The following is a 13,418-nucleotide window of genomic DNA, read 5'->3' on the forward strand; positions in this document are numbered from 1 at the left end:
AATGTTTGTTTTAGTTCAAGGTAATGATATTGCAGGTGAAACAGATAACCCGGAAAATGTGCCATCTGGTTTTAGGGTTTACGAGTTTGAAAGGATGCCATTAAATGACTTATATTTTGATGGTAAAACCGTTAGTATTATTCCCCCTAGACCTTCAGAGAATGCTTACTGGACTGGTAAAGGTTGGGCTGAAGATATCCCAGATAAACCGAAAATAGAAAAAGCTAGTGAAGACCCTGTTTTTGCTGCTATTTATGGGGAAATATCCGGTATTTCTCCGATTATTGCAGATACTTTAGCCTATTTTATAGCTAGGTATGAAAATAATGTGGAAACACAGACGTTATATCGAGAAAAGCTTAGACAACACGCCAAAAATAAGATAGAAAGAGAGATCCAACAACAGCAACAAAAACAACAGGAACAGGGACAAGAACAGCCTAAACCGACTACTATTACACTTACTGTAGACCCTAAAAAACCGACATCTGATATTACTAAATAAATGTAGGAAGTGTTCAAGGTTAGGTGATGGCTAACATTAATATAGTGCCTGCTAAAGGTCAAGATCAACAGCAAGAAAGCTCTAATCAAAGGGTTATTATCGTTCAACAACCTACCCCCGAACCATCATCGGTTACAACTTGGGAGTATGTAGCAAAGATCGTTAATAGCGGTGCTTTTGCTGTTTTAGTTTCTTGGTGTGTAGTTGGTTTTCTTATTTGGAGAGGGGTTAAAGATGCGATCGCCAAACATTTAAGGTTAATGGAAACCTTAACTTTAACTACTAGAACGAACTCGCAAGTATTAGAAACTAACGCAGCATCACTAAGAAGGCTTAGTCTTTCTAATGCCCGTGTTGCACGTATTTTAGAAAGGTCTAACTATTCTGATACTGATGCTCAAAGAGTAGCTGAAGAGTTACAAAATACTTTAAGAGTTTTGGATATTTCAGCAGGTATGTTACAAGAATGTCAAAGTGGTTCGCACGAGGGAAAACCCAAGGAAACAGAAGACATTGAGGACTATTCAGAAGAGTAGAAAAAACTGAAGTTATATAATCACTTAAATCTTTACGAAATAATCCGCAGTCTTATGTAGAAAAGCTGACAATATATAACTTCGCATACTTGATCATATAACTCATCAGAATAGCTCTTTTGTAAATCAACCAGCGTGTTATTGATCGATTCCTTGACCCTACTAGGCTTGGTTTGGTCATTCTTGTTCAAAAATATTTTCAGATTTTCCGGATCTAACGGTTTAGCAAAGAATAATTATCTAATGAGTCCAGTTACACTTAAAGTAATCAAGCCCTATAACTTTTATTACCTACTTATCTTCTGGTTTTTACACCTCTTTTCCATTGCAAATACCTCTATTGACATTTTTTTTGTGTTAATATATAATTAAATAATTTAATCCATATTAAAGTTTCAAAGAATTATGCTTAATCCTATTCCCTATAGTGATGGAATTAGTAAAGACCCTCATCTAAATTTCACTTTGTATGCCAAACAGTTACTTGATATAGCCATGAGAGTAACAGAAAATCAAGAGGGAGCATTTACTGTTGGAATTTTTGGATCTTGGGGTAGTGGAAAAACTACTTTAATGCGTCAAATTGAATCACAAGCTTCGGCATCTCAGAAAACGATTTGGTTCAATTCATGGAAATATGATAAAAAAGAAGCGGTTTGGAATGCTTTAATTCAAACTATTTTAGTTGAACTGGAAAATAACACCAGAGATAATAAAGTACTTAATGAAGACATTAAAAGGCTTGCTAAAAATATAGGGCTACACGCTTATGATATATCTAAAGAGCTTTTCACGGGGCTAATCAGAACACAAATAAAGAAATATACTGATGTGGAATTATCACAAGATGATCTGAAACTTCCACAAGACCAATTACGCGAGTTAGATTTAATTAAAGCCTTGAGCGATCATTACACAGCTATCAATGAATTTGAAACTAACTTTAATAAGATAGTTCAAGCTTATTTAGGAGAAGATAAAAACAAAAAACTTTTTGTTTTTATTGATGACCTAGATCGTTGCTTACCAGAAAATGCACTTGCGGTATTAGAAGCACTAAAACTTTATTTAGATCAATCACGTTGTGTGTTTTTTATAGGAATTGATAAAAGAGTTATAGAGCAAGCAGTTTCTCAACGGTATAAAGACTCTACTATAACTGGCAAAGAATATGTAGAAAAAATCATACAACTTAACTTTTTCTTGCCAGATAAAGATTCACAAGCTGTAAAATCGGTTCTGAAAGATACTTTATATGAAATTGCTCCAGCAGAGGATGATATATGGGATATGCTTCTGATAGCTACTAAAGGGAATTTGCGTCGTAGCAAGCAATTTATTATTGCTTGGTATCTAGTAAAAAATATAGCTATAGACCTGAAAATAGAACAAAACCTACTACCCAAGTTAGCCAAAGTTTTACTTATACAAATATATTTCCCCGATTTATATGATATGCTGCCTACACTTAATTTCTTTTTTATGAGCAAATTGATACAAATATTAAATGCTCAAACTAAGAAATCTGAAACTGATCAATTCAATAATTTATTAGAACAATATCCTGATTGCAAAAAATTTATCTATAATAGCGATTTAAACAGTTTTTTGAGAAGAGGGGTCGCTAATAATTTTGATCCTGATATTAGTGATAGTAAAGAGTTGAAAACCATTCTTAATATATTATCTCAATCAGGCAGGGCTAGTATCAGTAACCAAAATCAAGAAAAGCCTTAATTATTAGAGCAATATTAGGAGAAACTATGGCTTTTATAGTTTCGGTAATTGGAATTGGATTCATCTTTTTAGGCATAAGTGCTATATCACTCCACTTAGCTTATAGAAAATACAGCAGCGATATATGGAAATCTACATATCGAGGAGAAAAAGGCTTCTGGCTGGAGTTCAACCGTAGCTGGATTTTAATCGGAAATACCCTATATTTACTTATATATGTATTTGGCAAAGAGACTAGAGAATTTTTTCGTCTCGACACAGCCACTAAAATAGAATATAGCTTCCTAAATATTAGTTATTGTGTTATCCTCATTTTATTGCTAATAAGTTTATACATATTGGGTTGGATTCACTTCTCAAAAGGGCCAAATATTCTTAAAGACTTAGAAAAAAAAGAATTCAAAGATCCACCTGAAAAGTATGGATCTTATTGGAAACGGTTTAAAAAACGCAATAAAAAGACTGGAGAGCCTAAAAGTTATTTTAACTCTTATGAATACCCATATTTGTGTTATTTACTATATTCTGCTGTTAATTTTTTGGGATTAGCTATTTTTGTTTTCTCGATCAGTTTTTATGCTTTTTTGAAAAATGGAAGTACATTAAATATTTTAAAATGTTCGGTTATTAAAGTATTAGATTCTATTCATAGCATTGCTCAAGCTCATGCTTACGGGATTCCCTATAATTTCCCTGCATTGGATTACTTCTCTATAAAATTTATTGCTGTAGCAGGTATATATTCTTCCTTGTTTTTTTGTAGTGCAATAATTGTATTCTGCGAAATGTTCTTGTTTCAAGAAACTCTCTCAATCGTGGGTAAAACCGGAGCATTTTGGGCTTATTGTCTGATAATGATTACTGGAGTTATTACTATAACAGTAGGTTATTTTTATTATGAAGAAGTCTATACAAAACTGGAAGACAAGTTAAATGAACTAAAAATTATTCATGAATCATCTTATCTTATAGAAAATTATATTCCCATAAATATATTTAATAAGATTCTACGTAGGCATCCTATATTTTTTCCTACATTTATAACATTATTGCTTCCCGCTATCAAAATATTAAGAAATATCGGTGCATTATGGTAATAACATCCAGTAACATGAACATACACAACCAAAATAAGGAGTAATCAAGTGTTAAATTCAACAAAAATTCTTAGAAGCTTTTATGCCTTGTTAGTTTTTCTAAGCTTCTTATTGTATCCATCGTTAAACAAACCAACAGAAGCGGTACACATAATTAAGTTAGAAATAGATGACTGGATTCCTTTAATACCAATTTTTAGTGTTCCTTATATCTTATATATCCCATTTTTGGTAATTACACTATTATACTTCATTTTTTTTACTAGACTCTTTAAAGAAATATCTATATCATTTGTATTTTGTCAAGCGATAGCAGCTATAGTTTATGCTGTTTACCAAACTCATGTACCACGTCCTAGCATTAATGATACAGATATATTTTCTAAACTTGTACTATTTATATATTCTAAAGACCAACCATACAATTGCTTTCCTAGCTTGCACGTAGCCTTATCGCTTATTTCTTTTCTATATTGGATTAAGATTTTTCCAAACTTAAAAGTGCCAATGGGTGTTTTTGTGGTATCAATAATCTTGTCAACTATGTTTGTGAAACAGCACTACTTTCTAGATGTTATTAGTGGAATTTTACTAGGCATAGTTAGTTTCTATATCGGTAATTTCTCCTCCGTCATAAAAATAGGTATAGGTAGGTAAAAATGCAAATTAACTTGATTAAACCTGATGAAACACAAATCAACAAAATTGCAGAATTCTTAGCAATGGCATTTGAGGATAGTTCTGGTCTTAGTCAAATCTGTAAAACAAAAGCAAAAGGGAAAAAGGTTCTTACTTCTCTATATTTGCTATTTCGGGCTACCATAACTATGCAAGTAGCGGCTAAACAGCCAATTTTGGCTGTAATCAAAGATTCTCAAGTGATAGCAGTGGCAGTGTTTCAAGAACCAGAAAACCACTTACCTATCAGGGAGCAGATTCGTTGGTTACGACAAGTAATTTTCGGTATCAGTCCCTTTGTAGCTTGGAATATTTTGGACAATCTAAGACTCCTAGCTCCATACCATCCTCAAGAACCTCATTACTACTTATCCCTATTGGGTGTACATCCACTTTTTCAAGGGAAAGGATATGCTCGTCCTCTACTTGATACCCTTCATGCACTTTCAAAAACTCATTCCCTATCAACGGGGATATATCTTGAGACAGCAAATCCATATAATGTAACTTTATATCAACACTTTGGCTATTACACAACAAATAAATTGAATATAAATGGCATTGACACCTTTACAATGTTTCGTCCTAACTGTAGTCACTAGGCTAACATTTTAATTATATTAAGCAATTTTATTTACAGTAACTAGTCAGTCAGTATCTCCAGTCCCATTACCCAAATAATAAGTGTAGTTAACACTATCTGGCTGAACTAACGACACTGCCAAAGTGTCTATAAGTGGCGTACTGTAAAGGTTTGGCATAGCCCTATTTAAAGGTTGTCCATCGATCAAAACTGACTCAACCCTAGTAATACCTGCTACAGTTCTAAAAATATATTCAAGTTCATTGATGAACAAACTACCGCCTAATGGATAAGTACCAGATGGGTTAACATATTCTTTCAAAGCTTCATAGCATCTATTTGCTAAGTCAATACTTATCTGCTCAGTCGTTGCTGTCACCTCAACATAAACGGGTTCTAAGTTAACAGGAGATACCCAAACTGAACTAGCAGCAAAAGACCTTTCTTGTAAAGCATTTTTGATAGTATTACAAGTAGCTAAACTAGGCGGCTCCCCTCTACCATCTACTAGAAATAAGTGGACTTGCCCCGGCGCTTTAGTTTCTTTATTCGACATCAACAAAGGAACACAACTAGCTCTAGATCCCGCACCTAATAGGTCTTGTGCTGCCTGTTCAAAGTCCTCTTTAGAAACTAAAACCTCTCTAGAACGTAAAACAAACTGCGCTCTTTTTACCAGAGTGTCTAACGGTTCTAAGTCGCTACCGCCTACAATATTCTCTAAGTTATAAATGCTTTGTACATAAGCTAAACCAGGGTTAGGAACGACTAAGCCGTAAGCTGCAACATTAAATGACGATCCTTCTGTTGCCGCTTCTATTGCCACATCTCCAGAAATAGCCCCGGCTGGAATAACTAGCTGTTCAGTTGTCACAAAATAACTATCTTTGTAAGGTATTTGATAACCTGCTGAAATGATAAAAGCATCTCTTAAAGGTGCATTTAAAAGAACAGTAACATCCCCGGTTGCCTTAGTTCCTAAAGATCTTTGAATACCAGCAAGCCTAAAAACTTCAATAGCCAAAGCTTCTGGTAACTGGTTTAAATACCAGAATAACTCAGCCATTGCAAAGACTTGCCCTTCTAATAATGCAGATACAGGACTACCTAAAGTAAAGTCTGTTATCCGGTTATTACTAGCAGCTTTTACCCTTAAAAATGCTTGTTGTAATAATGCCTCATCATCATCGGGATCTAGCTGTATTTTCTGGATATCCTCATATTTCATAAATACAAACCTAAGCTTTTTTCTTCCTCTTCTGCTACCTGGTAAAGTACCTCTAGATAAACCTCACCGCCTTCTAAGATCGCACCTCTGAGAAGATAACTAACATCTGGAAAACCTGCTAAAGCCAGATCTAAGCATTCTCTGATAATGCGTAGCTGTTGCGGCAATGGGTAAGCTGCTCTAAACTCGCGATCGTTTAGTCCGTATTCTGGAAACCATACCCTTTCCTCAAGCCTGGTTAATAGTGCTGACAACATAGCCTGCTTAACCCTTTCTGGGTAATCTGAAACTAACAGAATAGAGCCATAAGCATCGAAGCTCAAAGGGTAGTTAAAACCAGTTTCCTTTTTAGTAGTTGCCATAGTTTTACCAGCCTCTTGTTATGCTGTAATCTCCGTCATCATCCTTAGAACCAATAGTTAAAACTTGTTTCCCGTTTATCCTAAAGTTTTTAATATTAGTAAAGTTTACATCCCCATTTTTATCTATTTTTAGGGTAGTATCCCCCGCTTTTAAAGTTACACTATCATTTTCAGCATCTTGGTAGATTAAAGTATTACCTACCTGATAGCTCAAATACTTTTCAGCTACTACTAAAAAGACTTTCTCGCCTAAATAATATCGCCATCTTTTCTCTTGATCAGCAGGGTTAGAGTCATTGGTAACGATACCCAGTAAAACGCCTTTATGGGGATCTCCATCCAGAAAGCCAACCATAGCAACATCCCCCGGCAATGGATCGGGAACGCTCAAACCATGCCAAGGCATCAGTCGATATATCCAGTCAGACTCCGATCGTGCAGCCTTAGAGGGCAGTAAAACCTGTATCCTACCGTATCCGTCAGGGTCTTCAGTTCTGAGGACTACGGCGCTTTGTATTCCTTGCGATCGCCCTATTAGCTCTTGTACATCGTGAAAAGCTTTACCCGCTTGTGATAAAGCCTGATAAATATCATCCATTTTATGTAGACATAACAGGTTGACCTGTGTTAAACTTGAAACAAGAAAGGTTAAAGAAACCTCAGAACTAAGGTGTAGCAATAAAGGGTTTAAGTAATGGTTAATGATGCACAAGAAGCGATCGAAACAGCAGTTTTACGGATAAGGTATGGGATAGACCTAGACCTGGTTTACAATGGCTATTTTGCTGATGGTTCTAAAGCTGAAAGAACTCAGGAAATACTAAAGCTTATCTCAGAGTATAAACATACGGAATTGAGCCGAAAAGACGCTCAGGCTTTAATAAAAAACCTCAGACAAAACTACCGAATGGAAATAGCTCTAAACCAGTCTACAACCATTTTAAAAGGCTTTATTAACACTTTAGAACTAGAACTCAGTAGACGTTTGGCAAAATACCAAGGAAAGTTATAGTCCTTTTAAACCAGGTCTTAAACTACTACCTAAAATATCGCTAAGACTACCAATATTAACTCTACCCCCATTGATACCACTAACAGAAACTTGACCACTAGAGTTAACGTTAAAGGTATCACTGGGTTTTACATTTAACTGAGTCGCTAAGGTTTTATTATTGGTCACAGCATCTTTAACTTTTTGAGCATTACTCGCTTGTTCTCTCTCGGTTAACTGAGTGGTGTTATTGCTTTCTATAACTGTTTTTGGTATCTCAGGCGCTAAGATAAACTCAAGGCTACCAGATGCCATTACGCATTTACCCGATCGCCACTGTTGCTCAGTTATTTTTACCCCTTTTAAGTAGCATCTAGCGATCTTTACCTCTCCTAACTCTACTTTTAAAAGCTCTGGACTATCCCCATTTTTCACAGGTTTTACTAAGTCAACCAAGGCTTTTAATAAAGGGTCTAAGTCCCTATTATTATCCTTGGTAACAAACAAAACTCTGGGAAAAGCTACGACACTTTCAGAATATTTATACTTAACTAATGGTTGCTCAGTGTTTAAAACTGGTAGCTTGCTATATTCCCCAGAATGATCCCAGTCTATAGTCTCAGGGTTTACTAAAAAGTCCCAAGTCGTCTTAGTTCCTGTTAGTTTACCCCAGACCTGAGAAGCTTCTGTTTTAGCTAGTTTGTTTACTACATTTTCCTGGTACATATTACGCTATTTGCTGCCTTAAAAAGCTGCGATATCCTACCGTTATCCTGTCCATAACTGCCTGTGCTACAGCATCCGGGTTAGCGTCTGTACCTGTCATCTCAACATTAACTTGAGGGTTAAAATGGTTGACCTGTTGAGTCCTAGCTGTACTATTTTGAACTTGAGGCTGTCTGATGGGTAAAGCAGCCACAGGGTTAACTAGGCTCTGGTTAACTCTATTTTGAGCAGTTGGGTTAGTTCTGCTAGTAGTCAAAGGAGTTATAGAAGAAATACCAGTTAACTGTCTAGGTACACTAGCCAATATATTAGGCAAGTTAACCTGTACCCTTGGGTTAGAGACTGGTCTAACTTGGTTGACAGTATTGCTGACGCGGCGCTGATCGACGGTTGTTGTAGTTTGATTGTTATTGGTTACGTTACGCTGGTTAACTGTTGGTCTAACTTGGTTGTTATTTGGTCTATTTTGGTCAGTCGTTGGCTTATTCTGCTGACCTGTGACGCGGTTTAGTAGTCCTTGCCCTAAGTTCCCTAACCCTTTGATAGGCGCTGTTACAGCATCTATGACAGCTTGACCTATACCACCTACCCCTTGTGTAGCACTGCTGACCGCCTGCTGTATAGGTTGCGGTATTACAGTAGCGCCTAAGTTACTAAGCACGTTCTGAGGTTTTAACTGGTTTACTATATCTGTTAACCAGCTAGTTACCTTATCGTATAGACCTTTAAAAAACCTGATGATACCTTGCCAAGTTTGGTTAACTAGGTTCTCAATGTCCTGTAGTGGTCTGATAGCAGCATCATAGAGGTTAGTTCTTACGGCGCTAAGTAACCCATTCAATGCACCAAGGATCAACCCCCCAATCAACTTAATAGCAGCTAAAACAACGGCTAAAAACTGCTGACCAATGTCTGACCAGTCACGGCTAACTAAGAATGCCCCAAAAGCAACCACAGCTTTACCGATAAAGTCCCCAACCGCAAAACCTAAAGCAGACCAGTCAGTATTATTCAGAACTGAGTTAAACAGGTCATTAACTTGGTTGACCACTTGAGCGAAAAAGTAGCCAATAGCAACCGGATCGACTTTGGGCAGAGATGCGATCGCATCAGTGAAGTTGTTAGAAAAGTTTTTTACCCAGTCCTCAACGTTACCACTCAGGTTCTTAAAAACCTTCTGAGGACTATCAGTGATCAACAGGTGGGCAGTATTGCCGATGTCAGCTAAAAAGTCTATTACTCCGATCAGTGGTTCCAACGGATCGAAGTTAAACCCCAGACGCGATGCTAACTTACCCATTGACTCAGAAAAGCCTAACCAAGCTTGTAAAAAGCCTTGTACAGCATCGATCACCGTTCGACCTTCAGCACTGGGGACTTTTCGCAGAAAGCCAAACACCCCGATCATTGGATCGAACAGGTTGGACTTAATAGACTCGATCGTGCTGTCTACAGTCCCGTTAAAAGCATCGATCAAAGTGTCTGGAGTGGCTACAGTTAAAGCTTTTCGGACAATACCTAGCCTGACATCGTTACTTAACTGTTTCCATTGCTTTTGGTCAATGCCAAGCGCGGTCATTTGGTCTATTAGCGCCTGCTTAAACACAGCATTTTTCTGCAAGATGTCATTTTGTGCCAGTTCTGCAAAACCTGATGAACCATTGATCAACCTTTCGATAACAGCCCCAGACTGACCAGGGTCAACATTACGAATAGAAGCGAGTACCCCTACGCGCTTTGTAATGTCCATCGCCACTTGAGAAAACTGCTCTGTATCGCCTCTAAACTGTTTAGCCAAAGTACCAGCCAAACTATTAAAAACGGCGTTGTATCCGGCTGTAGTACCAGGTAGAGCAGCCGCCATTTTAGCGATCTCATCATTAGTCTGAGCAACTACATTTTTAGCTTTATCAAAACCGACCCCTAAGTTAGTCCCAACGTCTGAGGCGGTCGCTAACATTGTAGTTTGCAGCTTACTAGTCTCTACAATGGTGCTACCCAGTTCTCTAACTTTGTTAATAGCAAGGTTTAAGCCAACCATTGAAAGGTTAGCCATAAAGTTAGCGGCGAAACTGTTAGCTGTACCGCTTAAACTTCCAATAGAGTTTTTAATATTTTGAATAGCACCTGTAACAAAGTTATTAGCAACTAAGTTAACTGTGACAGTATTTTGAGCCATAGCTTTTTGAATATCTAACTATGGCTACCACGTCATTTATTGAACTCTTCTTTTAAGATGCTGTCTAACTCCTCTTCTATTTTCACTGAAACATCAGGGGAAACAGTACCAACTAGCAGGTTAACTAGTTTCCCGTACCAGATGCGTTTTACTGTAGGCGGTAAAAGCGGTAAACTTTCCAGCTTTTCTGCCTGAGTTAGCATAGTTTCCAGGTTGTCTACAGAATATGTACTCAGACCATGTACTCTGATGTCTTCTGATGAGTTCGATAGTTTGGCGACAAGCTGTAAAATGTCCTCATAAAACTGCCTAACCTTTGCCCCGTAAGCTTTCATCGCATCAGCCATCATCGCCATATCGAAACCTTTAGACGTTCCAGACTGCATAACAGCCCCTTTGGTGACACTGGCAAAACTCATAGAGGCTAAGTATTTCAACTGTCCTTCTATTATTTGCAGTTGAGAGGATAAGTTACCGATCGCACTCCCAGAGCTTTCTTTAAACTCAAAGTTAGACCCGATCAGAATGTGGGCGTTATCGGCTTTACTCAGTTGGTTGTAGTCAGGTTGAGGCTGGTAAACAACTCTAGGATCGGTCTGTGCAACGGGCGGTGTAGGCGTGTACAACCTCTGAATAATACCCGCCATCGTTCCTGTATCCGTCCATGCTGACTCTATTTGTAAGTGTTGCACCTGTTTTCTATAGACTGCTTTACCGATCCAAGCTTCTGAGGGTAACTCAAGGCATAAAATAGGACATCTGCCTAAGCCGTGTAACCATTGGCTATCTTGGTAAACTACGGCGTTAGGGTGGTCTATCGGTAGCCATTTGGTATCAGATAGGATCTCAACAGGTCTACCTGCTGAATTAACCTTAACTTCGGCTGAATATCGGCTAACTTCTTCCTTTGTCCTTACCAGCCATCTACAGACGATCTTAGGCTCGTCTAGCGCGTCCCCTGTGGTTTCTACTTGTCTTGTGATGTACCAACTATCGTCAGACCAGTTAAGAACGTCTAAAGGCTCATAGAGCAAGACATAAGGCATAGTTTGATCGTCCTGTGCTTCCCAGTGCGATCGGTATTTTTTGACCTGACTCGGTAAATCTAAGGCGATGTAACAGCGACCGAAATATAGTAAGCAACTGAAAATATTAGATAAAAAGCCAAGCTCATCTAAACCTTTGGCATCCACTGACGATCGCCATTTTGCCCAATAACTCTCATTTTCAACCCCAGATAAATAGACGGGCGCTGATATTAACTTAGAGACATATTGGAAGATGTGATAACTCATCAACGGAGTGTAAGACAACTTACTAAGCCTTATCTGGTAAATGTCTTCAGCTTCCCCCGGTCGTCTAGGGCAATATTTAGTAGCATTTTGAAGAATAGCTGGCGATCCTTCTCTTAGTTGTGCGATCGTTTCCCAAGCTTCCTTGTAGTAGTCATAGTCAGTATGTTTTTGTTCTAGTCTTTTAGCTAATACTTTCTCAGGTAACATAGGTTTTAAACTTTTCACTAAACCTACGTTGTTAGAGTTAACTAGAAGTGATTTAGAGGTTTACTCCTCTTGCAATAAAAGCTCTTAGTTTGCTTTCATACAATTAAACTTAACATTTAATACTACTAAAGAATGTTTTTATTATCACTTGTTTTGTAGAACACTTAAGAACAAACGATATCAGGTGTTGCAAACAATATAAAACAGTAATGAAAGTAGCAGTTCAATTAGAGTTATCCAATGAGGATATGCCTTGGTGGGTAGAAATTACTACCGCTAAACCTTTCTGCGTTTACTATTTTGGCTCTTTCCAACATTTTGTTGAAGCCAAGAAAGCTAGTTTAGGTTATGTTGAGGATTTAGAAAGTGAAAATTCTCAAGTTCTTGAAGTGTTAATCAAACGCTGTCAGCCTGATGTTTTGACCATTTGTGAACAAGCATTATAGATTATACTCAAAATTCATAAAAAAGGAAAAAATGGCTAATGACAATATACCGAAACAAATTTTAAAAGGTTTTCGAGTTTTGATAGTAGAAGATGATCCAGACACAAGAGACTTATATAATATTATCTTTGAAGAAGTAGGAGCAGAGATAATAACAGTAACTTTTGCAAGTGAAGCTTTAGATATAATAGAAAGCTATGAAGTAGATATTGTAATCAGCAATATTACCTTACCAGATGGAGATGGATGTTTGTTGGTTCGTGAGATAAAAGCCCGTCTAGCACAAAGAGGTAAAAATATTTCTGCGATCGCTGTGACGGGGGCTACTGGGGATGACGCTCGTATTCGCTCACTTGCCGCAGGTTTTCAGAAACATCTATCTAAACCTGTTGATATTGATGATTTAGTAAAAGTTGTTGCTAACCTTACTGAACCACGATAAAACTGTTTGATATTAATTATTGTGAGTCATAAGTTAATAATTTAAGTAACCTATAATTGACGAATTAAAACCCTACCAAGTTGATCGTTAGGGTCTATAAAATAGCACTTTGGATAATTGTTATGTTTTCCTTTAAACACATCTTAACTAGTTAGCCAAGCCTGTCTATCATGCTATGGTTATATATTTTTTAGTAAATTTTCATAGAGAAAACTTGGTTTAGCTACAAATAAAAAACCCTACTCTGTAAAAGTAGGGTTCTTCAGCATACGAATAGCTTTAGTAATTTTATTTAAGTTTATACTCTTTAAGCTAGCTTATTTATCAGTCTTAAGTTTTGTGTTTTTCCTAACTAAAATATTGTAAACCATCAACAGCAACCATTATAATTCTTTGCTAATAAAAA

At 37.1% G+C, this 13,418-nt stretch carries 15 protein-coding genes; 9 read left to right on the forward strand and 6 right to left on the reverse strand.

The window, feature by feature from the left end:
• Window position 1 precedes the first annotated feature (1 nt).
• The 6 genes from ACE1CC_RS08210 (at window position 2) to ACE1CC_RS08235 (ending at window position 5,155) form a co-directional block, all read left to right on the forward strand.
• Entirely contained in the window at window positions 2–505 is a 504-nt protein-coding gene (locus tag ACE1CC_RS08210) for a hypothetical protein (protein ID WP_413269983.1), read from the forward strand.
• A gap of 26 nt (window positions 506–531) precedes the next feature.
• Window positions 532–1,041 (forward strand): hypothetical protein, encoded by a 510-nt coding sequence (locus ACE1CC_RS08215; RefSeq protein ID WP_413269984.1) that lies wholly within the window; start codon window positions 532–534, stop codon window positions 1,039–1,041.
• A 405-nt stretch (window positions 1,042–1,446) separates the two neighbouring features.
• Entirely contained in the window at window positions 1,447–2,778 is a 1,332-nt protein-coding gene (locus ACE1CC_RS08220) for a KAP family P-loop NTPase fold protein (RefSeq protein WP_413269985.1), read from the forward strand.
• A gap of 26 nt (window positions 2,779–2,804) precedes the next feature.
• Window positions 2,805–3,875, forward strand: a complete 1,071-nt coding sequence (locus ACE1CC_RS08225; RefSeq protein ID WP_413269986.1) for a hypothetical protein — start codon at window positions 2,805–2,807, stop codon at window positions 3,873–3,875.
• A 48-nt stretch (window positions 3,876–3,923) separates the two neighbouring features.
• On the forward strand, window positions 3,924–4,532 hold the full coding sequence (locus ACE1CC_RS08230; protein WP_413269987.1) for a phosphatase PAP2 family protein: 609 nt from the start codon (window positions 3,924–3,926) through the stop codon (window positions 4,530–4,532).
• 2 nt (window positions 4,533–4,534) lie between these two features.
• Window positions 4,535–5,155: a GNAT family N-acetyltransferase gene (locus ACE1CC_RS08235; RefSeq protein WP_413269988.1), complete on the forward strand. Its 621-nt coding sequence runs from the start codon at window positions 4,535–4,537 to the stop codon at window positions 5,153–5,155.
• A 45-nt stretch (window positions 5,156–5,200) separates the two neighbouring features.
• On the opposite strand, the gene ACE1CC_RS08240 is transcribed toward ACE1CC_RS08235, so the two are convergent.
• Genes ACE1CC_RS08240 through ACE1CC_RS08250 form a run of 3 tightly spaced genes read right to left on the reverse strand, consistent with a single transcriptional unit; the run spans window position 5,201 to window position 7,324 of the window.
• A complete protein-coding gene (locus ACE1CC_RS08240; protein WP_413269989.1) occupies window positions 5,201–6,364 on the reverse strand; it encodes a baseplate J/gp47 family protein in 1,164 nt (387 codons plus the stop codon).
• A complete protein-coding gene (locus tag ACE1CC_RS08245; RefSeq protein ID WP_413269990.1) occupies window positions 6,361–6,726 on the reverse strand; it encodes a hypothetical protein in 366 nt (121 codons plus the stop codon). The genes ACE1CC_RS08240 and ACE1CC_RS08245 overlap by 4 nt, the downstream gene beginning before the upstream one ends.
• A gap of 4 nt (window positions 6,727–6,730) precedes the next feature.
• Entirely contained in the window at window positions 6,731–7,324 is a 594-nt protein-coding gene (locus ACE1CC_RS08250) for a phage baseplate assembly protein V (RefSeq protein ID WP_413269991.1), read from the reverse strand.
• A 96-nt stretch (window positions 7,325–7,420) separates the two neighbouring features.
• Here ACE1CC_RS08250 and ACE1CC_RS08255 point away from each other — a divergent pair, with 96 nt between their 5' ends.
• On the forward strand, window positions 7,421–7,738 hold the full coding sequence (locus ACE1CC_RS08255) for a hypothetical protein (protein ID WP_413269992.1): 318 nt from the start codon (window positions 7,421–7,423) through the stop codon (window positions 7,736–7,738).
• On the opposite strand, the gene ACE1CC_RS08260 is transcribed toward ACE1CC_RS08255, so the two are convergent.
• From ACE1CC_RS08260 to ACE1CC_RS08270, 3 genes are read right to left on the reverse strand one after another with little or no spacing between them, the layout of a single operon-like run.
• Window positions 7,733–8,443, reverse strand: coding sequence for a hypothetical protein (locus ACE1CC_RS08260; RefSeq protein ID WP_413269993.1), 711 nt, complete (start codon window positions 8,441–8,443; stop codon window positions 7,733–7,735). The two genes, ACE1CC_RS08255 and ACE1CC_RS08260, sit on opposite strands and share 6 nt — an antisense overlap.
• A 1-nt stretch (window position 8,444) precedes the next feature.
• Window positions 8,445–10,622: a phage tail family protein gene (locus ACE1CC_RS08265; RefSeq protein WP_413269994.1), complete on the reverse strand. Its 2,178-nt coding sequence runs from the start codon at window positions 10,620–10,622 to the stop codon at window positions 8,445–8,447.
• A 32-nt stretch (window positions 10,623–10,654) separates the two neighbouring features.
• Complete coding sequence (locus ACE1CC_RS08270; RefSeq protein ID WP_413269995.1) at window positions 10,655–12,124, reverse strand: hypothetical protein; 1,470 nt, start codon at window positions 12,122–12,124, stop codon at window positions 10,655–10,657.
• Between the two features lie 209 nt (window positions 12,125–12,333).
• Here ACE1CC_RS08270 and ACE1CC_RS08275 point away from each other — a divergent pair, with 209 nt between their 5' ends.
• Together ACE1CC_RS08275 and ACE1CC_RS08280 are read left to right on the forward strand one after the other, a co-directional pair.
• A complete protein-coding gene (locus ACE1CC_RS08275; protein WP_413259853.1) occupies window positions 12,334–12,570 on the forward strand; it encodes a DUF1816 domain-containing protein in 237 nt (78 codons plus the stop codon).
• A 31-nt stretch (window positions 12,571–12,601) separates the two neighbouring features.
• The gene (locus ACE1CC_RS08280) at window positions 12,602–13,012 is read left to right on the forward strand and encodes a response regulator (RefSeq protein ID WP_413259854.1); all 411 of its coding nucleotides are present in this window, start codon (window positions 12,602–12,604) and stop codon (window positions 13,010–13,012) included.
• Window positions 13,013–13,418 lie beyond the last annotated feature (406 nt).

Source organism: Floridaenema aerugineum BLCC-F46 (assembly GCF_041929345.1).
GTDB classification, from domain to species: Bacteria; Cyanobacteriota; Cyanobacteriia; order Cyanobacteriales; family Aerosakkonemataceae; genus Floridanema; species Floridanema aerugineum.